This is a genomic window from Paraburkholderia atlantica (assembly GCF_000092885.1).
Classification (GTDB): Bacteria; Pseudomonadota; Gammaproteobacteria; order Burkholderiales; family Burkholderiaceae; genus Paraburkholderia; species Paraburkholderia atlantica.
Map to the genome: position 1 here is coordinate 2,018,683 of NC_014117.1, position 22,833 is coordinate 2,041,515.

General features: G+C 62.9%; 18 protein-coding genes, 6 tRNA genes and 1 pseudogene. 5 read left to right on the forward strand and 20 right to left on the reverse strand.

All coding sequences use genetic code 11. The features are described 5' to 3' along the window. The first annotated feature begins 127 nt into the window (after positions 1-127). Complete coding sequence (locus tag BC1002_RS08980; protein WP_013089738.1) at positions 128-1,027, forward strand: AraC family transcriptional regulator; 900 nt, start codon at positions 128-130, stop codon at positions 1,025-1,027. Positions 1,028-1,074: 47 nt separating this feature from the next. Here BC1002_RS08980 and BC1002_RS08985 read toward each other — a convergent pair whose 3' ends face one another. The 7 genes from BC1002_RS08985 to gltX form a co-directional block, all read right to left on the reverse strand. Then, positions 1,075-1,539, reverse strand: coding sequence for a GNAT family N-acetyltransferase (locus BC1002_RS08985; protein ID WP_013089739.1), 465 nt, complete (start codon positions 1,537-1,539; stop codon positions 1,075-1,077). Positions 1,540-1,688: 149 nt separating this feature from the next. Beyond that, positions 1,689-1,765: transfer RNA gene (locus tag BC1002_RS08990), tRNA-Asp, on the reverse strand. Positions 1,766-1,846: 81 nt separating this feature from the next. After that, a tRNA-Glu gene (locus BC1002_RS08995) sits at positions 1,847-1,922 on the reverse strand. 61 nt (positions 1,923-1,983) lie between these two features. Next, positions 1,984-2,060 (reverse strand) — tRNA-Asp (locus BC1002_RS09000). 90 nt (positions 2,061-2,150) lie between these two features. Beyond that, a tRNA-Glu gene (locus tag BC1002_RS09005) sits at positions 2,151-2,226 on the reverse strand. Positions 2,227-2,413: 187 nt separating this feature from the next. Next, positions 2,414-2,489, reverse strand: a tRNA-Ala gene (locus BC1002_RS09010). A gap of 119 nt (positions 2,490-2,608) precedes the next feature. Next, positions 2,609-4,018, reverse strand: coding sequence for a glutamate--tRNA ligase (gene gltX, locus BC1002_RS09015; protein WP_013089740.1), 1,410 nt, complete (start codon positions 4,016-4,018; stop codon positions 2,609-2,611). A gap of 430 nt (positions 4,019-4,448) precedes the next feature. On the opposite strand from gltX, the gene BC1002_RS09020 reads away from it, so the two are divergent. Continuing rightward, on the forward strand, positions 4,449-5,450 hold the full coding sequence (locus BC1002_RS09020; protein WP_083788680.1) for a patatin-like phospholipase family protein: 1,002 nt from the start codon (positions 4,449-4,451) through the stop codon (positions 5,448-5,450). Between the two features lie 113 nt (positions 5,451-5,563). Here the strand turns inward: BC1002_RS09020 and BC1002_RS09025 are convergent, their stop codons facing one another. The 13 genes and pseudogenes from BC1002_RS09025 to cysS all read right to left on the reverse strand — a co-directional run bounded on the left by BC1002_RS09025 (position 5,564) and on the right by cysS (position 20,464). Continuing rightward, positions 5,564-6,229, reverse strand: a complete 666-nt coding sequence (locus BC1002_RS09025; protein ID WP_013089742.1) for a C40 family peptidase — start codon at positions 6,227-6,229, stop codon at positions 5,564-5,566. A 134-nt stretch (positions 6,230-6,363) separates the two neighbouring features. Beyond that, on the reverse strand, positions 6,364-7,995 hold the full coding sequence (locus BC1002_RS09030; protein ID WP_013089743.1) for an ABC transporter ATP-binding protein: 1,632 nt from the start codon (positions 7,993-7,995) through the stop codon (positions 6,364-6,366). Next, a complete protein-coding gene (locus tag BC1002_RS09035) occupies positions 7,992-9,098 on the reverse strand; it encodes an ABC transporter permease (RefSeq protein WP_013089744.1) in 1,107 nt (368 codons plus the stop codon). The genes BC1002_RS09030 and BC1002_RS09035 overlap by 4 nt, the downstream gene beginning before the upstream one ends. Continuing rightward, complete coding sequence (locus BC1002_RS09040) at positions 9,098-10,135, reverse strand: microcin C ABC transporter permease YejB (protein WP_013089745.1); 1,038 nt, start codon at positions 10,133-10,135, stop codon at positions 9,098-9,100. Before BC1002_RS09040 ends, BC1002_RS09035 begins: the two co-directional genes overlap by 1 nt. A 49-nt stretch (positions 10,136-10,184) precedes the next feature. Continuing rightward, positions 10,185-12,095 (reverse strand): extracellular solute-binding protein, encoded by a 1,911-nt coding sequence (locus tag BC1002_RS09045; protein WP_013089746.1) that lies wholly within the window; start codon positions 12,093-12,095, stop codon positions 10,185-10,187. Positions 12,096-12,278: 183 nt separating this feature from the next. Then, the gene (locus tag BC1002_RS09050; RefSeq protein WP_013089747.1) at positions 12,279-12,626 is read right to left on the reverse strand and encodes a hypothetical protein; all 348 of its coding nucleotides are present in this window, start codon (positions 12,624-12,626) and stop codon (positions 12,279-12,281) included. A gap of 137 nt (positions 12,627-12,763) precedes the next feature. Next, positions 12,764-13,024, reverse strand: a pseudogene (locus BC1002_RS36160) (TIM-barrel domain-containing protein); the annotation flags it as partial. A gap of 321 nt (positions 13,025-13,345) precedes the next feature. Beyond that, positions 13,346-13,439: transfer RNA gene (locus BC1002_RS09060), tRNA-Ser, on the reverse strand. Between the two features lie 180 nt (positions 13,440-13,619). Then, entirely contained in the window at positions 13,620-14,870 is a 1,251-nt protein-coding gene (locus tag BC1002_RS09065; RefSeq protein ID WP_013089748.1) for an aspartate kinase, read from the reverse strand. 415 nt (positions 14,871-15,285) lie between these two features. Continuing rightward, positions 15,286-16,758 (reverse strand): tRNA lysidine(34) synthetase TilS, encoded by a 1,473-nt coding sequence (gene tilS, locus BC1002_RS09070; RefSeq protein ID WP_013089749.1) that lies wholly within the window; start codon positions 16,756-16,758, stop codon positions 15,286-15,288. 53 nt (positions 16,759-16,811) lie between these two features. Continuing rightward, positions 16,812-17,783 (reverse strand): acetyl-CoA carboxylase carboxyltransferase subunit alpha, encoded by a 972-nt coding sequence (locus tag BC1002_RS09075; protein ID WP_013089750.1) that lies wholly within the window; start codon positions 17,781-17,783, stop codon positions 16,812-16,814. 129 nt (positions 17,784-17,912) lie between these two features. Continuing rightward, positions 17,913-19,019 carry a DNA-3-methyladenine glycosylase family protein gene (locus BC1002_RS09080; protein WP_013089751.1) on the reverse strand — a complete coding sequence of 369 codons (1,107 nt, stop codon included), beginning with the start codon at positions 19,017-19,019 and terminating at the stop codon, positions 17,913-17,915. A gap of 47 nt (positions 19,020-19,066) precedes the next feature. After that, positions 19,067-20,464, reverse strand: a complete 1,398-nt coding sequence (cysS, locus tag BC1002_RS09085) for a cysteine--tRNA ligase (RefSeq protein ID WP_013089752.1) — start codon at positions 20,462-20,464, stop codon at positions 19,067-19,069. A 250-nt stretch (positions 20,465-20,714) separates the two neighbouring features. Between cysS and BC1002_RS09090 the strand changes: the two genes are divergently transcribed. The 3 genes from BC1002_RS09090 (at position 20,715) to BC1002_RS09100 (ending at position 22,770) form a co-directional block, all read left to right on the forward strand. Then, the gene (locus BC1002_RS09090; protein ID WP_013089753.1) at positions 20,715-21,506 is read left to right on the forward strand and encodes a tetratricopeptide repeat protein; all 792 of its coding nucleotides are present in this window, start codon (positions 20,715-20,717) and stop codon (positions 21,504-21,506) included. A gap of 49 nt (positions 21,507-21,555) precedes the next feature. Beyond that, positions 21,556-22,137, forward strand: a complete 582-nt coding sequence (locus BC1002_RS09095; protein ID WP_013089754.1) for a peptidylprolyl isomerase — start codon at positions 21,556-21,558, stop codon at positions 22,135-22,137. A gap of 138 nt (positions 22,138-22,275) precedes the next feature. Further along, the gene (locus BC1002_RS09100; RefSeq protein ID WP_013089755.1) at positions 22,276-22,770 is read left to right on the forward strand and encodes a peptidylprolyl isomerase; all 495 of its coding nucleotides are present in this window, start codon (positions 22,276-22,278) and stop codon (positions 22,768-22,770) included. Positions 22,771-22,833 lie beyond the last annotated feature (63 nt).

The window sequence follows — 22,833 nt, forward strand, 5'->3', positions numbered from 1 at the left end:
CATTATGCAACGGTGGCCGGTCGGCATCAGCAACCACGCACGATCTACAATGCCTGGAACCCGCGCCGGTGAATGGCCTCGGCCGCGCTTCGCCGTTGCCGGCTCCGTTATCCGAACCGACCTTGCCATGCCCTCGTCCGCCGACTCCAACCCGCTGAGCCACGTGCGTTTCGCCGACATACCGCCCGAGTTCGCGCCGAACGACACGCATCCGATCCGCGTGCGCTCGCGACCCATGCCGGCGGGCTGGCATATCGCGCGTCATACGCATGCATGGGCGCAGGTCGCGTATGCGTCGCGCGGCGTGCTGCGCGTCGCGACAACGGGCACGACGTGGATGGTGCCGCCATCGCGCGCGATCTGGTTGCCGCCGCATGTCACGCATGAAGTGGTCGCCGTCGAGGATGCGTTCCTGCGCACGCTGTACATCACCGAGAATACGGTGCCCGCCGGGCTCGATACGCCTCGCGTCGTCGAAGTATCGAACCTGTTGCGCGAGGTAATTGCCGCGCTCGATATGCCTGGCCTGTCCGCTGCGCGCGAGCAATTGCTCGGCGCGCTCGCGCTCGATGAACTGACGCGCTCCGAGCCGTTGCCGCTGTCCGTACCGATGCCCAGCGAAAAGCGCCTGCGCGCGCTGTGCGAGGCCGTGATCGCCGACCCGATGCATGGCGAGTCGCTCGAACAGTGGGCATCGACGGTGGGCGCGAGCACGCGCACGATCGCGCGGCTGTTCCGCCAGGAGTTGGGGGTGAGCTTTTCGCAGTGGCGTCAGCAGGCGATTCTCGCGCGCGCCATTCCATTGTTGAGCCAAGGGCGGCCGCTGTCGCACGTCGCGCAGGAATTGGGCTATCACAGCCAGAGCGCCTTCTCCGCAATGTTCCGGCGCGCGTTCGGCGCGAGTCCACGCGCGTTTATCGAACGAGGCGCAGAGCATCGCGCGAGCAACGGCGCGCATGACGATGCGCAAGCGGATGATGAAACGGTACAGGACCAAGCCGGCTCGGCTGACGTTGCTGAGCGGTGAATGACGATCCCTGGCGATGCGCGTCGGCGATCCACGCAGACCCGGCCTCAAACCCGCCGCGCCAGATGACGGATTGCACCTAGCTGCGCGAGCCGCGGACCGGCGAGCTTATAGCCCTTGCGCTGATAGAGCCGCGCCGCCGGATTATCGACGAACACGCGCAACTGCAATTCGCGCAGCCCGCGCTCGCGCGCCCATTGATGCGAGATGTCGAGAAGAAACGTACCAGCGCCAAGCCGCCGATATCCTTCGGCAACCTGCACGTCGCGGATATGCAGCGAATCACCTTCCTCGGTGATACGCAGCACGCCCATCGGCACACCATCCATTTCGAGAATGAAATTCTCCGATTCGCGCCAACTGCCGAGAAACAGATCGCTGCGCCACACCAGATGATGCCGGCGATAGTAGCCGCCCATGTTGTTGCGGGTCAGCGCCTCGGCAAACTCGAAATCGTCCATGCTGGCCGTGCGCAGATGAAACGGTGACGGGGCTTCGGTGGGATCGAACATGGCAGGACCGCGAGGATGAGTCGGATCAACGGTAAAACAGGCCGCGCGCGCTGGCAATGGCTGTTTGTCCCAGCCTTCTGCGAGGCGGCCGGTAACGGGCAGTAGAAATAAAAAAAGCCCACTTCTTACGAAGTGGGCTTTTTCAAATCTGGCGGAGCGGACGGGGCTCGAACCCGCGACCCCCGGCGTGACAGGCCGGTATTCTAACCAACTGAACTACCGCTCCAGATTTTGCGTCGCAGCCCGTGATGCCATGCTCTCAGGTTGCTGCACCGTTCAAACTTCCAACCGAACGACGCCAATGTTCTGGCGTCCCCTAGGGGATTCGAACCCCTGTACTCACCGTGAAAGGGTGATGTCCTAGGCCTCTAGACGAAGGGGACAACGTACTGCTTACACCTTTAATGAAAAAGCCCGTTCAGGTATGTGTGAACGGGCTTTGTCTGGCGGAGTGGACGGGACTCGAACCCGCGACCCCCGGCGTGACAGGCCGGTATTCTAACCGACTGAACTACCACTCCAGTCTTTACACCCTGCTTGCGAGCGTCGGTTAATTCTCTACAAGCTGCGCCGCTTTACTACTACTCGAATACTAAAGCGACGCTGATGTTTGGCGTCCCCTAGGGGATTCGAACCCCTGTACTCACCGTGAAAGGGTGATGTCCTAGGCCTCTAGACGAAGGGGACAAAATCTTTTCAGATCCGTCTTAATTCGCTTTCGACTTGAACAACTCGATTTAACTTTCCAGTTAAATCGCTAAGCTGTTTTGTCGTCAACTGCGAAGACCGCTATTTTAACTACGTTTCAGCGATTTGTGAAGTCTTTTTTCTACAACTCTCAAACTTCTTAACCACTTTAACTTTTCTGCTCTGTTGGTGGAGGTAAGCGGGATCGAACCGCTGACCTCTTGCATGCCATGCAAGCGCTCTCCCAGCTGAGCTATACCCCCGCGCACATCAGAGAAACGAGATTCTAGAGGCCGATCTGCACTTTGTAAATACCCTTTGAGCAATTACATGCGAATTTTTTCCAAAGGCATGTGAAACCTCTCACACACGTCGAGGCTGATCAACCGAGCGCTTTTTCGATGCGGCCAACGACGGCTTCGCGACCGAACAGCATCAGCACGCTGTCGATCGACGGCGTATGCGTCGTACCCGCCACCAGCAAACGCACCGGCATCGCGAGCTGCGGCATCTTCAGCTTATGGGCACCGAGCGTAGCCTTCAGCGCGGCGGCGATCGCCTCCTTGGTCCACTCGACCGTCTTCAACGCAGCGACCAGATCAGCGAGCGCGGGACGAACCGCGTCGGTCACGTGCTGGGCGAGCGACTCGGCATCGGGTGCCGGCGTGCGATAGAACATCGCGGCGTTCTGCGCGATCTCCTTCACGGTCGACGCACGATCTTTCATCAGGCCCACCACGCCCGTCACATCCGGACCTTGCGCGAGCGTGGCTTCGTCGATGCCGAGTTCCGCGAAGAACGGTTTCGCCAGTTCGGCGAGTCGCGCATTGTCCGCTTCCTTGATGTAGTGCGCGTTGAGCCAGTTCAGCTTGTCATGGTCGTACTGCGCCGGCGACTTGCCGAGATGCTCGAGGTCGAACCACTCGACGAACTGCTCGCGCGTGAAAATCTCCGCGTCGCCATGCGACCAACCGAGGCGCGCCAGATAGTTGACGACCGCTTCCGGCAGATACCCTGCATCGCGGTAACCCATCACGCTCATCGCGCCGTGGCGCTTGCTCATCTTCTCGCCCTGCTCGTTCAGCACTGTCGGCAGATGCGCATACACCGGCGGCTGGCCGCCGAGGGCGCGCAGAATGTTGATCTGCCGCGGCGTGTTGTTGACGTGATCGTCGCCGCGAATCACGTGAGTGATGCGCATGTCGAGATCGTCGACGACGACGCAGAAGTTATACGTCGGCGTGCCGTCCGGCCGGGCGATCACGAGATCGTCGAGTTCTTCGTTCGAGATTTCGATGCGACCTTTCACTGCGTCGTCCCACGCGACCACGCCGGTCAGCGGATTCCGAAAGCGCAGCACCGGCGTCACGCCCGCGGGCGGCTCCGGTAGCACCTTACCCGGCTCCGGGCGCCACGTGCCGTCGTAGCGCGGCTTTTCGCCCGCTTCGCGCTGACGCTCGCGCAGCGCGTCGAGCTCTTCGGTCGACATGTAGCACGGGTAGACGAGCCCTGCGTCCTGCATCTGCTTCAGCACTTCGCGGTAGCGGTCCATGCGCTGCATCTGATAGAACGGGCCTTCGTCGAAATCGAGACCGAGCCATGCCATGCCTTCGAGAATCGCGTCGACGGACTCGGTCGTGGAGCGCTCGAGGTCGGTGTCCTCGACCCGCAGCACGAAGGTCCCTTTCATCTTGCGCGCGAACGCCCACGGATACAGCGCGGAGCGGATGTTGCCCAGGTGGATGAAGCCGGTGGGACTCGGTGCGAAACGGGTACGAACGGAGGTGGTCATTAGCGGTTACTCGGAAAACAGGCGCCGGCGCTCAGGCGAACATGGCTGCAAGCGCGGCAGCGAAGCGTGCCCATGCTGCGCGCGATGTCGCGCACGGCCACGCGGGAAATAGGTGCAAGAGCCGAATTATACCTTCCGCACGTGGGTTACCGCCCTCGTCCGAACGGCCTAACGCGCATGGGCGAACGGCAGCCGGACACCTGCATACGACCTTTCAACCGTTCACCCAACCCATCCGAAAAAGACGCGGCACCAGTTCCGAATACTTCCTCTGCAACGTTTCATTACAGCGGACCGCGCGCGCCGATCGTTTGCATTAAGATGTGCGCGCGCTGATATAAGGGCTTGCCCCGCACATCGATCCGATAGGAACGGGACACTCTCCAGCGCGCGGAATCGCCGCCGGCGATACGCCTGGCCTGACCTCAGCCTGACCGCGGTACGCGCGACGCCACCTGCGTCGCCGGCGCCGTTGCTGGAGAACTCGTTGAAACCCTCATCCCCCAGTTTGAGCCGCCGCAGCTTTTCGCTGGCGGCCGTATCCGCGGTGCTTGCCGCCTGCACCACGACCAACGGCAAACTCAATGGCGCGCCGATTACCGCGGCGCCCGCTGTTCCGCCGCCTGAACAAGCGCAACAGAAGCCGGTTCGTGTCGCGCTCGCTCTCGGCGGCGGCGCCGCGCGGGGCTTCGCGCACATCGGTGTCATCAAGGCGCTCGAAGCGCGCAATATCCAGATCGATCTGATCGCTGGCACGAGCGCCGGCTCCGTGGTCGGCGCGCTGTACGCGTCGGGCATGAACGGCTTCGCGCTGAACAAGCTCGCGCTGTCGATGGACGAAGCGTCGATCAGCGACTGGGCGATGCCGTTTCGTACGCGCGGCTTCCTGCAGGGCGTCGCGCTGCAGAACTACCTGAACACGACGCTGAACAACCGCCCGATCGAGAAGATGGCGAGGCCGCTCGGCGTGGTCGCAACCGATCTGCAAACCGGCCAGCCGATCCTGTTCCAGCGCGGCAACACCGGCACCGCAGTGCGCGCGTCGTGCAGCGTGCCGTCGATCTTCGAGCCGGTGAAGATTGGCGGTCACGAATATGTGGATGGGGGTCTCGTGAGCCCGGTACCGGCGTCGTTCGCGCGCAAGATGGGCGCGGATTTCGTCATCGCCGTCGATATCTCGCAGCGACCGGAGACCGGCCTCACCACGAGCTCATTCGACGTGCTGATGCAGACCTTCACGATCATGGGCCAGACGATCAAGGCCTACGAACTCGACAAGTACGCTGACGTGGTCATCCGACCAAATCTCGCGGCGATGAGCGGCAGCGATTTCTCGCAGCGCAATGCGGCGATCCTCGCCGGTGAGGAAGCGGTCGCGAAGATGATGCCGGACTTGCAGCGCAAGCTCGCCGCGCGGCACATGGGTGCCTGAAAGAGAGGTGGCGCACAGTCGCTATGCGACACCATGGGCAAAATGCGCGCCTCAAACGCAAAAAGCCTGCTTCGAACGAAGCAGGCTTTTTTTATCGCCGGATCAGCGCGGAATCAGTTATTCCCGCCGATCGTCGCCGCCACGCGCTTGCGCAGATCGTCGGCCTGATACGAGGTCTCGATCCGACGCGCACCCGTGAAGCGCTTTTCCCAGTAGCCGTCATCCATGTCGTCGACGCGGATCGTGCTGCCGGTGGACGGCGAGTGCACGAACTTGTTGTCGCCGATATAGATGCCGACGTGCGAGAACGTGCGGCGCATCGTATTGAAGAACACCAGATCGCCCGGCTTCAGTTCGCTGACGCGCACCTTCTCGCCCATGCGACTCATTTCCTCGGCACGCCGCGGCAGCGCGAGGCCGAGCGTGTCCTGGAACACGTAGCGCACGAAACCGCTGCAATCGAGCCCTGAATCTGGCGTGTTGCCGCCCCAACGATAGCGAACGCCGATCATATTCAGCGCGCCGACCACGACGTCGCCCGCCTTGCCGGCCATGCCGGAAAGGAACGATTTGGCGCCGCTGTTCTCGGTGCTAGCAGCCTTGGGTTGCGGAGTGAGGAGGGAGAGGGGATCCGAGCCGTTGGCGGCCGGATACGAGGCATTCTGATTAAAACCGCTTACTTCATCGGCGAACGCGCCGGGAGCTGCTGCCATCAAGACGCCAATGAACATCCCGGCGACGACGCGCGTGCAAGCCTGGGTGAAGTTTCTGTGCTGCATTGGTCGGTAGTTTTTGCAAAAAAATCAGACGTCTATGAAAAAGTTTGGTCGATACTAGCCAGTAAGTATTTGCGTGTCAAAAGGAATAGAAAAAATCAATCGAGATACGCACCCAATTGGGGAAAGGTGAAAAATCAACGGTCAAGCGCCGCTTTCAGCAGCTTTCGCGTGTAAGGATGCGCGGGTGCCGCAAAAATCTTCTCGACATCCCCAGTCTCGACGATCGATCCGTTTTGCATCACCACGACACGGTGCGCCATCGCCCCGATCACCTCCAGGTCGTGGCTGATGAACACGAAGCCGAGGTTGTACTTGTGCTGCAAACCGGTGAGCAGCTTGAGCACCTGCTGCTGAATCGACACGTCGAGCGCGCTGGTCGGTTCGTCGAGGATCAGCACGCGCGGCTCCAGTACCAGCGCGCGCGCGATGGCGATGCGCTGCCGCTGCCCGCCCGAAAACTCATGCGGATAGCGATACAGCACGGCACGGTCGATGCCGACTTCGCGCAGCACCGCGACCACCTTGTCGCGCCGGGCCTGCGGGGTCATTTGCGGCCGATGCAGCGCGAGCCCCTCGCCGACGATCCGCTCGATCGTCTGCCGCGGTGAAAGCGAACTAAAAGGGTCTTGAAAGACAACCTGCATATTCGAGCGCAGCGCGGTCTTTTCGGCGCCCCGATAGCTCGCGAGCGCCCTGCCCTGAAACTCGATCTCGCCGTGCGCGGTGCGCTGCAGACCGAGCAGCGCCATCGCGAGCGTCGACTTGCCCGACCCCGATTCGCCGACGATCCCGAGCGTCTCGCCCTGGCGCACCGACACGTTCGCCGCGTCGACCGCGCGAAACCGCCCGCCGCCGAACCAGCCACGCAGGCCCGGCAGTTTCGTTTTGAAGTCGACCGACACGTCGCGCGCTTCGAGCAGCACTGGCGAGATCGGCAGCACCGGCGCGACCTCGCGCTGCGGCCGGCTGGCGAGCAGCCGCTGGGTATATGGATGGCGCGGCGCCTCGAACACCTGCTCGACCGTGCCGGTTTCGACCAGCACGCCCCGCTCCATTACCGCAACACGCTGCGCGAAGTGACGCACCAGGTTCAGGTCGTGCGTGATCAGCAGCACGGCCATGCCGCGCTTTTGTGCTTCGTCGCGCTGCAATTCCAGCAGCAGCTCGACGATCTGCGCGCGAATCGTCACGTCGAGCGCGGTGGTCGGCTCGTCGGCGAGCAACAGGCGCGGCCGACAGGCGAGCGCCATCGCGATCATTGCGCGCTGCCGCTGGCCGCCCGACAGCTGATGCGGATAGCTGTTGACGCGCTTCTCCGGTTCGGCGATGCCGGTGCGCGCAAGCAACGCGACCGCCCGACTGCACGCCTCGGCCATGCTGACGCCGTCATGCACGACGATCGTCTCCGCAATCTGGTCGCCAATCGTATAGAGCGGATTGAGCGCGGTCATCGGCTCCTGAAAGATCATCGCGATGGCCGAGCCGCGCAGCCCGCGCATCGAGCGCTCGCTCTTCGCGAGCAGGTCTTCGCCATCGAAGCGAATCGCGCCGCTCACCTGCGCGTCGTTCAGCAGGCGCAGCACCGACAGTGCGGTCACGCTCTTGCCCGAGCCCGACTCGCCGACGAGCGCGACGCGCTCGCCGCGCGCGATCGCGAGCGTGACGTCGTCGACGGCCAACGTGTCGCCGAACGCAACCCGCAGATGGTCGAGTTCGAGCAGCGGCGTATCCGTCGATTGCGGATCGATTTGCCGCAGCGCGCTCACTGGCCACCTCCGGCGTGTATCGCATCGGAGATACGCGTGTCGAGCGCGTTGCGCAGCGCGTCGCCCATGAAGGTCAACAACAACAGCATCGCCACCAGCACGCCGAAGGTCGACACTGAGATCCACCATGCGTCGAGATTCGCCTTGCCCTGCGCGAGCAACTCGCCAAGGCTTGGAGTGGGCGGCGGCACGCCGAGGCCGAGGAAGTCGAGACTCGTCAGCGCGAGAATCGCGCTGCTCATGCTGAACGGCAGGAACGTGATGACCGGCGTCAGACTGTTCGGCAACACGTGACGCCACATGATCTGCCAATGCGACAGACCCATCGCGCGCGCGGCGCGCACATAGTCCTGCTGGCGATTGCGCAGGAATTCGGCGCGCACGTAATCGGACAGGCCGATCCAGTTGAACAGCGACAGCAGCACGATCAGCAGCGCGAAGCTGCGCTCGAAGATCGACGAAAAGATGATCAGCAGATAGAGCTGCGGCATCGCGTTCCAGATTTCGATCAACCGCTGCCCGACGATATCCGTTCGCCCCCCGAAGTAACCTTGCACCGCCCCCGCGACGATGCCGACTATCGTGCTGATCACAGTCAGCACGAGCCCGAACACGACCGACACGCCGAAGCCGTACAGCAGGCGCGCAAACAGATCGCGGCCGCGGTCGTCGGTACCGAGCCAGTTCTCGCGCGACGGCGGCGCCGGGTTGGGCGCCTTCGAGAAGTAGTTGAGCGTGTCGTAGTAGTAATGATTCGGCGGATACAGCGCGAAGTTGCCTGGCGCATCGAAGCGGTGACGGATGTACGGATCGAGATAATCGGTCGGCGTCGGGAAGTCGCCACCGAAGGTGGTCTCCGCGTAGGTCTTCACGAGCGGAAAATACAGATGGCCGTCGTAGCGCACGACGACCGGCTTGTCGTTCGACCACAGCGGCCCCACGAGGCTCGCCGCGAACGCGACGACGAAGATGATAAGGCTCCAGTAGCCGAGACGCTGCTGGCGAAACCGCTGCCACACGCGACGCGCCGGCGACGGCGAGATCAATGCGCGCGCGGGTTGGGTGCGTGCCGCCGCATCGGCGGAAAGGCGGGCTCGATTCATCAGCGCTCCAGTTGTTCGAATTGGATGCGGGGATCGACCCACACGTAACAAAGGTCTGAGATCAGCCGCGTGACGAGGCCGATCAGCGTGAACAGATACAGCGTGCCGAGCACGACCGGATAGTCGCGCCGCATCACCGATTCGTACGACAGCAAGCCGAGCCCGTCGAGCGAAAACAGCGTTTCGATCAGCAGGCTCCCGGTGAAGAACGCGCCGATGAACGCGCCCGGGAAATTGACGATCAGCGGCAGCAGCGCATTGCGAAATACGTGCTTCCACAACACGCGCCGCTCGGACAAACCTTTGGCGCGCGCGGTCAGCACGTACTGCTTGCGGATTTCGTCGAGGAACGCGTTTTTCGTCAACATCGTGACGACCGCGAAGCTGCCCACCACCGACGCCGTAATCGGCAACGTGATATGCCACAGATAGTCGAGGATCTTGCCAACGAGGCTCAGCTGATCCCAGTTGTCGGAAGTGAGATTGCGCAACGGAAACAGTTGCAGGAACGTGCCGCCGCCGAACAGCACGAGCAGCAGCACGCCGAGTACGAAGCCCGGAATCGCATAGCCGACCAGCACGACGAGGCTGGTCGCGATATCGAAGTGCGAGCCGTTGCGCACCGCCTTCGCGATGCCGAGCGGCACCGATATCAGATAAGTGAGAAAGAACGTCCACAGACCGATGCTGATCGACACCGGCAGCTTCGACACGATCAGCGACCACACGCTCTGATGCCGGAAATAGCTCTGGCCGAGATCGAAGGTCGCGAAGCGCTTGAGCATCAGCACGTAGCGTTCGAGCGGCGGCTTGTCGAAACCGTACAGCTGCTTCAGCTGCGCGATCTGTTGCGCGTCGACGCCGCTATGCGAGCGCAAACCGAACGGCGAGGCGCCCTCCGCGCCTTTGCGCAACTCGTGCTGCATCTGCTCGACGGGACCGCCCGGCACGAACTGGATCACGACGAAGGTCAGCGTCAGCACGCCGAGCAGCGTCGGTATCATCAGCAGCAGGCGTTTGAGGATGTAGCTCCACATAGGCGGTGTTCCAGTGCGAACGCGTTGGTGGGGGCGATGGGTCTGCGGATCAATCGGCGCTGGCCGTGTGCGCCTGCGGATCTTCGTACCACCACATCGTCGTGATCCAGCCTTCCGCGCCATAGTACAGCGGCAAAGTCTTCGGCCACGCGAGCCCGCGCTTGTACGCGACGCGATGCGTGCCGCTGTACCAGTGCGGCACCACATAGTAGCCATGCATCAGCAGACGGTCGAGTGCATGCGCGGCGTCGGTCAGTTGCTCGCGCGTTTGCGCGTGCACGAGCGCGTTCAGCACCGAGTCGACGGCCGGCGACTTCAGGCCGATCGCATTGTCCGAGCCGGGGGTATCGGCAGCCTTGCTGCCGAAGCGGGTAATCTGCTCGGAGCCCGGCACCTGCACGTCCGGCATCCGAATCGTCGTCACGTCGAAATCGAATGCGTCCAGCCGCTTCTGATAGACCGCGAAATCGGTCGTGCGGAAGTTCACGGTGATGCCGAGCTTCTGCAGATTGCGCGTGAAAGTCGCGATGATCGGCTCCATCGACGAGGCCGAACCCGCGTCGTCGAGTATCTCGAACTGGAACGGCTCGCCCTTCGCGTTGCGCAGCGCGCCGTCGCGATAGGTCCAGCCGGCCTGCTGCAGCAGATCGCGCGCCTCCAGCAGATTCGCGCGCAGCGAGCCGGGCGGATCGGTATCGGGCTGCTTCGGCAGCGGCCCGAATACCGCCGGATCGAGCTGCGAGCGAAACGGCTCGAGCAGCGCGAGCTCGCCGGGCGACGGCAGCCCCTTCGCCTGCCATTCGGTGTTGGCGAAATAGCTGTCGATGCGCGTGTACTGGCTGAAAAACAGCTGGCGGTTCAGCCATTGAAAGTCGAGCGCGAGATCGAGCGCCTTGCGCACACGCACGTCCTGGAACAGCGGCCGGCGCGTGTTCAGGAAAAAGCCCTGCATGCCGGTGCCGTTGTGCTGCGGGAACACGCGCTTGATCAACTCGCCGCTGTCGAACTTCTTGCCGACGTCGCGCCGCACCCAGTTGCGCGCGATGTATTCGACCAGCGCATCGTACTCACCGGCCTTGAACGCCTCGAGCCGCGCAGTGCTATCCGCATACAGCTTGTAGACGATGCGATCGAAGTTGTGCATGCCGACGCGCACCGGCAGATCGGCGCCCCAGTAGTTCGGGTCGCGCTTAAACGTGATCGTGCGGCCGTTGTCGAAGCTGTCGATCAGATATGGTCCGCTGCCGATCGGCTTTTCGAACGCGAGTTGATCGAACGGAATGCGGCTGCCGTCGGGCTTCATCCCCCACTTGCGCGAGAACACCGGCATGCTGCCCGCGAGCAGCGGCAACTCGCGATTGCGCTCGCGAAACTCGAAGCGCACCGTGGCCGGATCGACGACGACCGCGCGCTTGATCTCGCTAAACAGCGATGCGAACTGCGGCGCGGCCTGCGGGCTCTTCAGCGTGTCGAGCGAGAACTTGACGTCGTCGGCGGTCACTGGGTCGCCGTTCGAAAAGCGCGCGCGCGGATTGATGTGGAACGTGACCGACAGACCGTCGGGCGCGACGACGATGTCGTCGGCGAGCAGCCCGTAGGCCGACGCGACTTCATCACTGCTGCCGATCGTCAGGCTCTCGAACATCAATTCGAGGCCGGGCGCCGCATTGCCGCGCAGCGTGAACGGATTGAACTTGTCGAAGCTCGTCAGACGGCTCGGGTTCGCGAGCACTAGCGTGCCGCCTTTCGGCGCATCGGGATTGACGTAGTCGAAGTGTTTGAAGCCGGCCGGATATTTCGGCTCGCCGTATTGCGCGATTGCATGCGCGGCACGCGCGTGCGGCGCGGCGAGCAGACTCGCGCACAGCAGCGCGACGGCGAACGCGGCGCGCAAGGGTCCATGGATCACGTTGTGCCGAAATCCCTCAGGCGTTTGAACCCGTCGCGAGCCGGTAGTCATGGAGTCGTGCTGGTAAGTGGGCAGTGGCGATGTGGGGGATTCTACCCAATTAGCTTGCGCGATCCGGCGGGCGACTGCGACGTAATGCGTCAGTTGTCGATGGTTCAGCGCAGAAAACAAAAAACCGCCCTCGAAGGGCGGTTCTGGTGTCGCAGCGGACAGTTAGCGCGCCGAGGTGCCGGCTCAGTGCCAGCCGTGATGCTGGTCGTAGTGACCGTGCCGATAGTCGCCGTGGCCCGGCGGATGGTGGCGATACCAGTCGTCGCGCGCCCAGTAGCGATGGCCGTCCCAGTAACGGTCGCCATGCCAGCCGATCACGATTTGCGGACCGCCGTAGTACACCGGAGCCGGCTGGTAGACGACGGGAGGCGGCGGCGGAGGCGGCGGTGCGTAGACCGGAGCCGGTGCGACGTAGACCGGAGCTGGAATGCCGATATTTACCCCGACGTTGAGCCCCGCGGCCATCGCGGCACCCGATGCAGCCAACGTCAACACCCCGAGCATAAGCGGAACAAGACGAGCGGACTTCATTGATCACCTTTGTACGAACATGTTTTGTTGGCGGAAATATAACGCAAGGCAGCAACGGGCGTATTTCAACTTTGTAATAACTGATGCTGAAAATCGCCTGGCCGGCGGCGGTGTAATGTCTGGTTACATGCAGCGGACGACGGCGGCCTGAAAGTCTGGCCGCCGTCGAACGCTTCGCCGCTGCCGTACGAGACCCAGCGTGAACCGGCCGGCAGGTAGAACAGTCGCCGCAGCACCGGCTCGTACACGCTTTGTGATTACCACAGCAGCTCGTACAGATACGGGATCAAGCCAGAGCGCAGCTTGATCAGGTCCGCCACGTGCCGCGTAACTTCGGGATGCATCCACGGCACGTTGATGGTGCCGTCGTCGTTCCACGAGTGAATCGAAAAGCGCGGGCACCGCGCAAAGCGGCTTCGAACGACGACGACCGTGAAACCGAACCCTGGCGCAATGGCGAGCAAGGCCGCCGTAACGTCACGCTGGCGGGCGACGCAAACACGTTGCGCAAGCGTTCCGAGCGACGCGGGTTCAGTGATCAGGATGCCTGCATAACTGCGTGATGCCATTGTCATCACTGAGTGGCGCCGCCGATTCGATGTCAGCAGCGCCTCACCTCGTCACCGCGCAAAGCGCGGGCGGTGAGGAAACGAAACGACGGTCGCAGAAAAACAAAAACCCCGCAGAGCCTAGACTCTGCGGGGTTTCGCCACCATTGCTGGCGGAGACGGAGGGATTCGAACCCTCGATCCAGGTTTTGGCCCAGATGCTCCCTTAGCAGGGGAGTGCCTTCGACCTCTCGGCCACGTCTCCCAAACTTTCTGTCGCACAGGGAGTCAGTGCGACGAAGCCAAGATAATAGCGGGCCGGGCCGAGAAGGTCAATGTCCCGCGAACATTTTTTGTGCCAACGAGGCGTCTCGCGACGCAAATCGTTCACATGAACGCCACAAAACAAACGGGGCGCTCTAGAGCGCCCCGTTTTTTCCGCCATTTATGCCTGATCGAGTTCGAAGGCCTTATGCAGCGCGCGCACTGCGAGCTCCATGTACTTTTCGTCGATCAACACCGAAATCTTGATTTCGGAGGTCGAGATCATCTGGATGTTGATGCCCTCTTCCGACAGCGTGCGGAACATCTTGCTCGCGATGCCGACGTGCGAGCGCATCCCGACGCCGACCACCGACACCTTCGACACCTTCGGGTCGCCCAGCACCTGCTCGGCCTGCACGTGCGCCTTCACCGTGCCGGTGAGGATCTCCATTGCACGCGCATAGTCGCCGCGGCCAACCGTGAACGTGAACGCCGTCTTGCCCTCGACGCTCTGGTTCTGAATGATCATGTCGACGTCGATATTCGCGTCCGCCACCGGGCCGAGAATCTGATACGCGATGCCCGGCTTGTCGGGCACGCCCATCACGGCGATACGAGCTTCGTCGCGCTGGAACGCGATGCCCGAGATGACTGCTTTTTCCATGGTCTCGTCTTCTTCAAAAGTAATCAGGGTGCCCGACTTCATTTCGTCGTCGAGCGGCATCAGCGGATCGGTCAGGCTCGACAACACGCGCGTCTTCACCTGATATTTGCCGGCGAACTCCACCGAGCGGATCTGCAGCACCTTCGAACCCAGGCTGGCCATTTCCAGCATTTCTTCGAACGTCACGCGGTCGAGCCGGCGCGCTTCTTCAACGACGCGCGGGTCCGTCGTGTACACACCGTCGACGTCCGTGTAGATCAGGCACTCGTCGGCCTTCAGCGCGGCCGCGACCGCGACTGCCGAGGTATCCGAGCCGCCGCGACCGAGCGTCGTGATGTGGCCGTCGGGGTCGATACCCTGGAAGCCGGTGATCACGACCACCCTACCGGCCGCGAGGTCTTGCTTGACGCGCTCGCCGTCGATGTCGCTGATGCGCGCTTTCGTGAACGCACTATCGGTTCTGACCGGCACCTGCCAGCCTGCGTAACTGACCGCTTCGACGCCGGCTTCCTGCAGCGCGATCGCGAGCAGACCCGAGCTGACCTGCTCCCCGGTGGCGGCGATCATGTCGAGTTCACGCGGGCTCGGTTGAGTCGTGATTTCTTTCGCGAGGCCAAGCAGGCGATTGGTTTCGCCGGACATTGCCGAGGGCACGACGACCATCTGGTGGCCGGCCTTGTGCCATTTCGCGACGCGCTTGGCGACGTTCTTGATGCGCTCGACCGAGCCCATCGAGGTGCCGCCGTATTTGTGTACGATGAGTGCCATTGTCGTTCTGAACTGGAAGATAGACCGCGCTGGCGCGCTGGAGACGACCGCACAGAAAGCACAGGGGCGCAACGTCTCGTGAACGGCGGCAAAGTGTGTGGCGGCGTAGATGCAGCACGCGTGCAGCACGCGCGGATTTGCCCGGGATGAAATCGCAAATGGCTGATCGGATTTGAACGGCGACGACGGATCACGCACGCCTGCCGGCACTAACGACCGATAGCGACAAAAGCGACGCCGAAATCGGGTCGGGCAAACAAGCTAAAGTACCTGATTAGGCGCAAAAAGACAAGACGCAGAGAGCGTCCGAATGCGTCAAATCAGCCTCGCAATCGCCTGTTTTATCGCTGATTTGCGCCCTATTTCACTATTTCGACATGCGTACGCGCGGCATGCGAGACTGCCCGAGCGGCACTCAGGCGATCAGCAGGTCCTCGCGCCAGGCGATTTTCACGCGCGTTTCGCGCTCGGATGCGTCGCGCACCGTCCCACGATTTACGCCGATCAGCGGCACGAACAGCAGTTCATCGCCGACGTAAAGCAATGGCACGTCGCGCTTCCATGCGGGAATGCCGCGCTCCTGAAACAGGTTCTTCAGCGTGCGGCTCGGCGTGTTCGACGCACCTATGCGCATGCGTTCGCCACCGCGGCGCGCCCGCACGCTAAGAGAAGCTCGTTGCAGGACGCTGACGGGAACGGTGTCCAATGCTTCGTCAAGTGGCGCGTCGTGCGCTGCGTCGGCGACGTCGGAAGGAACGGCTGCATCCACGACCGCGAACACCAACGTGCCGCGCCATTGCGGCAGATGCCAGACCTCTTGCCCTTGCCACGCGAGTTCGCTGATCTCGCGCTCGACGAGCGCTGTTTCGTCGGCGGGCTCGCTGCTATCGCCGGCCTCCCAGTAGACGAGGCCGCGATAGCTGCGCAACGCATGCCCCGCATGATCGATGCGCAGCCGATGTCCGTCCTGCCCCGCACCGACTTCGCGCAACTGCCGCAGCGCATCCGCGACACGTGCGCTCGATGCCGCGACGAAGCCGAGCGTACGCATCCAGTAGCGCAGCAGATTCAGCGCGCGATCGTCGTCGAGGGCGAGCAGCACGTCGTGGGCAAGCGCGCGTCCTTCATCGCGCGACGCGCCCTCCATGTCCGCGCGCGCCAGCGTATCGAGCAAGCGCTGCGCCGATGCCGCATGCGCGGCCGTGCGCGCGAGCGCATCGCGAAAGCCCGGGAAATGCACCGCGAGCACCGGGATCACCTGATGACGTAATGCGTTGCGCGCATAGCGCGTGTCCGTGTTCGATTCGTCGTCGATCCAGCGCAGCTTGCGCGCGCTCGCATAATCCTCGAGTTGCGCGCGCAGCAGATGCAAAAGCGGCCGCATACGTGTCGTCGACGCGCCCGTCGGCAGCGAGCCTGGCGCCATCGCGGCGAGCCCCGCGAGACCCGCGCCGCGCAGCAGTTGCAGCAGCACGGTCTCAGCCTGATCGTCCGCATGCTGCGCGAGCCAGAGCGTACTGATGCCGTGCGCTGCGCACATCGCGTCCAGCGCGCGATAACGCGCGTCGCGTGCGGCGGCCTCGATGCTCACGCCCGGCGAGCGCGAAACGTCCACGCGTCGCGCGTCGAATTCCACGCCACGTTCGCGCGCGAATGCCTCGCAATGCGCGAGCCACGCATCGGCATTTGGACTCAAACCATGGTGCACATGCAGCGCCACACAACGCGAGGGACCCGCGACGCGCACCGCCACATCGAGCAGCACGCTCGAATCGACTCCGCCGCTGAATGCGAGCGCAATCCGCGCAGCCGGATCGAGCCCGGACAGCGCCACGCCGAGCGCCTCGATCACGAGGCGCTCGGCGGATGAGTCGGCGGTGGTAGTCACGTCGTTAGCGCGGAAAGCGCCGGTGGACGATAGAGACAGGTCAACGCGCGGGCTTATGCGCCCGGCGTCGTTTCCTTGAATTTGCCGTACGCCATCAGCCGTTCGAAACGGCGTTCGCGCAGGTCGTTGGTGCTCATGCCCTGGAACTGGCGCAGCGAATCGGCGAGCGCACGGCGCAGCATTGCGGCCATGCCCTTCGGATCGCGATGCGCACCACCGAGCGGCTCGTTGACGATCTTGTCGATCAGACCGAGCGCCTTCAGGCGATGCGCGGTCAAGCCGAGCGCTTCCGCTGCTTCCGGCGCCTTCGCGGCGCTCTTCCAAAGGATCGACGCGCAGCCTTCCGGCGAAATCACCGAGTACGTCGAGAACTGCAGCATCAGTACGCTGTCGCCCACCGCGATCGCGAGTGCGCCGCCCGAGCCGCCCTCGCCGATGATCGTCGCGATCAGCGGCGTCTTCAACTCGGCCATCACGTACAGATTGCGGCCGATCGCTTCGGACTGGCCGCGCTCTTCTGCGCCGATGCCAGGGTACGCGCCCGGCGTGTCGATGAACGTGAAGATCGGCAAGCCAAACTTCTCGGCGAGGCGCATCAGACGCTCGGCCTTACGATAGCCTTCCGGACGCGGCATGCCGAAGTTACGCAGCGCGCGTTCCTTGGTGTCGCGGCCCTTCTGATGACCGATCACCATGCATGCCTGACCGTTGAACCGCGCGAGACCGCCGACGATCGAAAGATCGTCCGCGAAGCTGCGGTCGCCATGCAGCTCATGGAAGTCGGTGAACAGTTCGCTCACGTAGTCGAACGTGTACGGACGCTGCGGATGACGGGCGATTTGCGAAACCTGCCACGGCGTGAGGTTCGCATACAGATCTTTAGTGAGCTGCTGGCTCTTCTTGGACAGCCGCTCGATCTCTTCCGAAATATCGACGGCCGAGTCGTCCTGCACGAAGCGCAATTCTTCGATCTTCGCTTCGAGTTCAGCGATCGGCTGTTCGAAATCCAGAAACGTGGTCTTCATTTGGTTGTAATCCTTGGACTTACCGGGCAGCGCGTATTCTAACCGCGCGAGCCGATGTCAAAACCATTTCTCAACTATCGACATGATATACACGATAGTCTTCGAAACGGCTTCGCTTCCTGTTCTTCTTTAGTAGTCGACCGGCAACGGATCGAGACTACGCCACATGTACCAGGTCGCCACGGTTCGCCACGGCTCCCAGTTCGCGGCAACCTCGCGCGCTTCGCTGCGCGTGACGGGTTCGCCGCTGAAATAGTTGACGCTGATCGCGCGAATCAGACCGAGGTCGTCGAGCGGCAGCACGTCGGGACGCGACAGGTTGAAGATCAGGAACATCTCCGCCGTCCAGCGACCGATGCCCCGAATCTGCGTGAGTTCGGAGATCACCGCCTCGTCGTCCATCGACGTCCACTTGCCGACATGCAATGCGCCCGACACGAAATGCCGCGCGAGATCGAGCACGTACTCGGCCTTGCGTTTCGACAGACCGCATGCGGTCAGCTTCTCGAGACCGAGCTTGATGAACTGCTGCGGCACGAGCTTCGGACACGCGGCTTCGACCTTCGCCCACACCGCCTGCGCCGACGCGACCGAAATCTGCTGACCGACCACCGAGCGCGCAAGCGTGACGAACGGATCGCCTCGACTCAGCAGATGCACGGGGCCGAACTTCGGAATCAGCTTCTTCAGAATGCGATCGCGCTTGACGAGGTCCGCACACGCCTTATCCCAATACGCGGGACGCGTGACTTCAGGCGCGAGCCCGCCGATCTGCACCGGCACCGCGACTTCGTTCGCGAGCGATGCGACACCGGCCGCTTCGCCGCCGGCGCTGGTCGTGCTCGCAGAGGCAGCCGACACACGCGTCTTGCGCACGACTTCGCCTGCGTTCGTATCGCGTGCGAGTTCCTGCACGTCGCCAGCGAGCTCGGCCGGTACTGCGCCATTGCCCTTCGCTCGCGAGGCCGTTTTCGCGCGCTTCGCAACCGGCGCGTGCGCGGCATCGGTGCCCGCGCCGCCCGCGCCATTGAGCAAGCGTTTGGCCGCGCTCTTCTTTGCCGCGGCCGAGCCCGCTTTCGCCGCCGCCCCGCCCGCTTTCGACGACGCTTTGTCGATCGCGCCGTCGCCCGCGCGAGTCGACGCACGCGTCGACTTGGCAGCCGCAGCCGATGCTGCGGCTGCCGCACTGGATTGAGACGCCGCGCGTTTAGCCGGCGTCTTCGTGGCCGTTGCCATCCTGCCTCCTGCCTGGCGAGTCGTTCAGAGGGAAGTACGAGGTGCGCTCACACGCGCCGCCACTCGGTCAACCCGCCGGGTTTGTCTTCAAGGGCAACGCCGGCCTCGAGCAATTCAGCCCGGATCCGGTCTGCTGCCGCATAGTCCTTTGCCTGCTTGGCGGCGATGCGCGCGGCGATCTTCGCTTCGATCGCGGCGGGCTCGAGCGCGCCTTCGGCTGCAGCACCCGCTGCCTGCTGCAGGTATGCACGCGGTTCGCGTCCGAGCAGCCCGAGCACCGCGCCAAGCGCGCGCAATTGACGGGCCAGCGCGGGGTCGCGCGTGCGATTCACTTCAGTGGCCAGTTCGAACAGCACCGACACGGCCACCGGCGTGTTGAAGTCGTCGTTCATCGCCGCCTGGAAACGCTGCGCGTACGCTTCGTTCCAGTCGAGCGCGGCACTATCGGGCGTCACGTCTTTCAACGCCGTGTACAAACGCGCGAGTGCATTGCGCGCGTCGTCGATATGCACGTCGCTGTAGTTCAGCGGCGAGCGGTAATGTGCGCGCGCGATGAAGAAACGCACCACCTCTGCATCGTACTGCGCGAGCACTTCGCGAATCGTAAAAAAATTGTTCAACGACTTCGACATCTTCTCATTGTCGATCTGTACGTAGCCGTTGTGCATCCAGTAATTGACGAACGTTTGTCCGGTCGCGGCCTCGCTTTGCGCGATCTCGTTTTCGTGGTGCGGAAACTGCAGATCCTGGCCGCCACCGTGAATGTCGAACTGTTCGCCGAGCAGCGTGCAGCCCATCGCCGAGCACTCGATGTGCCAGCCGGGACGACCGCGCCCGTACTTCGAATCCCAGCCGGTGTCGGCCGGTTCATCGGGTTTCGCCTGCTTCCACAGCACGAAGTCGAGCGGGTCCTGTTTCGCGTCGTTGGCCGCTACGCGTTCGCCCGCGCGCAGGTCTTCGAGCGATTTGCCCGACAGCTTGCCGTAGCCTGCGAATTTGCGTACCGCGTAGTTGACGTCGCCGTCGCTCGCCTGGTAGGCGTAGCCGTTTTTCTCGAGCGCTTCGATCATGCCGAGCATCTGCGGAATGAAGTCGGTCGCACGCGGCTCGATGTCCGGACGCTCGATGCCGAGCGCGTCCGCGTCTTCATGCAGCGCGGCGATGAAGCGATCAGTCAGCGATTTGATAGTTTCACCGTTCTCGACTGCACGCTTGATGATTTTGTCGTCGATATCGGTAATGTTGCGCACGTAGGTCACGTTGTACCCAAGCGCGCGCAACCAGCGCTGCACGATGTCGAACACGACCATCACGCGCGCATGACCGACGTGACAATAGTCGTACACGGTCATCCCGCAGACATACATCCGCACGACACCTTCGCGCAGCGGCACGAAAGTCTGTTTGTCACGCGCGAGCGTGTTGTAGATGCGCAGAGATTCCATAGAGAGCGGTGCGTGGGCCGAAAGAAGTCCGCATTGTGCTTCATGCGCGCCGCGACCCGAGAAACCAACAGGACAACGGGTGCGTCGCATACAGCTTAAACCGGCGCACCTCGTGCGGCGATCAGGCTGCAGACGATACTGCGAACCGGGCGGAGACGGCCACGAGTGGCGAAAAGACAGTCGGCGGTTCGACGGAACGCGCAGACCTTTTGTTAGAATGGCTCGGAGTATAACATCCAGACCTGAGCCTATGAAACACTCCAGCGGCCGCGCGCACAGCGCTGCGACCCTCGCCGCGACTGCGTTTGGCGACGTTGTTGGTGGCGTTACTTTCGAAGCGGTGCGCGCCCTCGCGTGGCGTATCACCGTCGTCGCGGCGCTTGCCGCCATGCCGGTTGCGAGCGCTTATGCGCAGAAGGCGGCGGTGATGCCGCAAGGCCCCGCCGTGCGTGACAACACGCCGGAAATCGACGCGTCGATCGCCCAGAAAAACTGGCAAGCCGCGCTGACCCAACTCGATGCGCGCGTCGCCGCGAACCCGCGCGACGCACAAGCGAAATTCAAACGCGCAAACGTGCTCGTGCATCTGAATCGCGACGACGAAGCGATCACCGCGTTCACCGAACTCACGCAGTTGTATCCCGAGTTGCCCGAGCCGTACAACAACCTCGCCACGCTTTTCGCGAGACAAGGCCGCCTGACCGAAGCGCGCGCCGCGCTCGAGATGGCCACCCAGGTCAATCCGAACTACGGCCTGGCATTCGAGAACCTCGGCGACCTCTATCTGCGCCTCGCCGATGCCGCGTACCGTCGAGCGGAAAGCCTCGGCAAGGCTAGCCCGAGGACCGCGCAGCGTCTCGCGGACATCCAGAAGGTCGTGTCCCCTGCCGCACCCGCTCCCGCGGCGTCGCAGCCCGCCGCCGAGCAGACGACCGGGCCCGCCGCGCACCCCACGTCGAACATCACGGACAGTCCGAGCTTCCAGTTCGGCGGCCCGAACGGCTCGCTCGCCATGCCGCCGTACATGGCGCCGTCGCGCTGAGCGCCGGCTCGTTGCCTGCCGCACGTTTTCTCCAACCCCGAGGATTTTCATGAAATGGTTGATGTTGGCGCTCGGCAGCGCCGCCCTGATCGCAAACGCACCCGCCTTTGCGCAGTCCGGTTCGCAGGCCGCTCATCCTTCCGTGCTGTTGAAGACGTCGGAGGGTGACATTCGCGTCGATCTGTATCCCGAGAAGGCGCCAAAGACGGTCGCGAATTTTCTCGACTACGTGAAAGCGGGCCAATATAGCGGCACGATCTTTCATCGCGTGATTCCGGGCTTCATGATTCAGGGCGGCGGCTATACGCAGAGCTTCGCCGAGAAGCCGACGCGTGCGCCGATCCCGCTCGAGAGCCGCAACGGTCTGAAGAACACCGCGGGTACGATCGCGATGGCGCGCACCAGCGACCCGAATTCCGCCACCGCGCAGTTCTTCATCAACACAGTGGACAATGCCAATCTCGACTACCCGAATCCGGACGGCAACGGCTACGCGGTGTTCGGCAAGGTCACGAGCGGCATGGACGTCGTGAAGCGCATCGAAGCCACGCCCACCACCACGCGCGGCCCGATGAGCGATGTGCCGCAAAAACCGGTCGTGATTCAGTCGGCGACGGTGGTCAGCAAGTAACAACGAACCAGCGAGCGCACGAGCAAGCGAACTCGCGCGCCCGAAGCCCGGCCCCAACCAACGCCCCGGCGCGGCCTGTCGTCAGCGCATGACGACGCGACGCGCCTTTTATCCACCTGTTCATCAAAGGATTCCATCATGGTTGAACTGCATACGAACCACGGCGTCATCAAACTCGAGCTGAACGCCGAAAAGGCACCGAAGTCGGTCGAGAACTTCCTGAACTACGTGAAGGCCGGCCACTACGACAACACGGTGTTTCACCGCGTGATCGACGGCTTCATGATCCAGGGCGGCGGCTTCGAACCCGGCATGAAGCAGAAGCCGACGGCCGAGCCGATCACCAACGAGGCGAACAACGGTCTGAAGAACGAGAACGGCTCGATCGCGATGGCGCGTACCAACGACCCGCATTCGGCGACCGCGCAATTCTTCATCAACGTGAACGACAACGACTTCCTGAACCACTCGTCGCCGACGCCGCAAGGCTGGGGCTACGCGGTGTTCGGCAAGGTCGTCGAAGGCATGGACGTGGTCGAGAAGATCAAGAAGGTCAAGACCGGCTCGAAGGGCTTCCATCAGGACGTGCCGGTCGATGACGTCGTGATCGAAAAGGCTGTCGTCGTCGGTTAAGCCGCGAGTGAGTCGCGCCCGATGCGGGCGTCGACTCGTTTGAACTGAAAGCAGGCACCTTCA

What these genes read in the sequence shown, in the direction of transcription:
- BC1002_RS08985 (WP_013089739.1), bottom strand. Translation starts at nt 1,539, where the DNA reads ATGTTCGATCCCACCGAAGCCCCGTCACCGTTTCATCTGCGCACGGCC.
- BC1002_RS09045 (WP_013089746.1), bottom strand. Translation starts at nt 12,095, where the DNA reads ATGACTACCGGCTCGCGACGGGTTCAAACGCCTGAGGGATTTCGGCAC.
- cysS (WP_013089752.1), bottom strand. Translation starts at nt 20,464, where the DNA reads ATGGAATCTCTGCGCATCTACAACACGCTCGCGCGTGACAAACAGACT.
- BC1002_RS09040 (WP_013089745.1), bottom strand. Translation starts at nt 10,135, where the DNA reads ATGTGGAGCTACATCCTCAAACGCCTGCTGCTGATGATACCGACGCTG.
- BC1002_RS09095 (WP_013089754.1), top strand. Translation starts at nt 21,556, where the DNA reads ATGAAATGGTTGATGTTGGCGCTCGGCAGCGCCGCCCTGATCGCAAAC.
- BC1002_RS09025 (WP_013089742.1), bottom strand. Translation starts at nt 6,229, where the DNA reads ATGCAGCACAGAAACTTCACCCAGGCTTGCACGCGCGTCGTCGCCGGG.
- BC1002_RS09100 (WP_013089755.1), top strand. Translation starts at nt 22,276, where the DNA reads ATGGTTGAACTGCATACGAACCACGGCGTCATCAAACTCGAGCTGAAC.
- BC1002_RS09080 (WP_013089751.1), bottom strand. Translation starts at nt 19,019, where the DNA reads ATGGCAACGGCCACGAAGACGCCGGCTAAACGCGCGGCGTCTCAATCC.
- BC1002_RS09075 (WP_013089750.1), bottom strand. Translation starts at nt 17,783, where the DNA reads ATGAAGACCACGTTTCTGGATTTCGAACAGCCGATCGCTGAACTCGAA.
- gltX (WP_013089740.1), bottom strand. Translation starts at nt 4,018, where the DNA reads ATGACCACCTCCGTTCGTACCCGTTTCGCACCGAGTCCCACCGGCTTC.
- BC1002_RS09065 (WP_013089748.1), bottom strand. Translation starts at nt 14,870, where the DNA reads ATGGCACTCATCGTACACAAATACGGCGGCACCTCGATGGGCTCGGTC.
- BC1002_RS09035 (WP_013089744.1), bottom strand. Translation starts at nt 9,098, where the DNA reads ATGAATCGAGCCCGCCTTTCCGCCGATGCGGCGGCACGCACCCAACCC.
- BC1002_RS09090 (WP_013089753.1), top strand. Translation starts at nt 20,715, where the DNA reads ATGAAACACTCCAGCGGCCGCGCGCACAGCGCTGCGACCCTCGCCGCG.
- BC1002_RS09050 (WP_013089747.1), bottom strand. Translation starts at nt 12,626, where the DNA reads ATGAAGTCCGCTCGTCTTGTTCCGCTTATGCTCGGGGTGTTGACGTTG.
- BC1002_RS08980 (WP_013089738.1), top strand. Translation starts at nt 128, where the DNA reads ATGCCCTCGTCCGCCGACTCCAACCCGCTGAGCCACGTGCGTTTCGCC.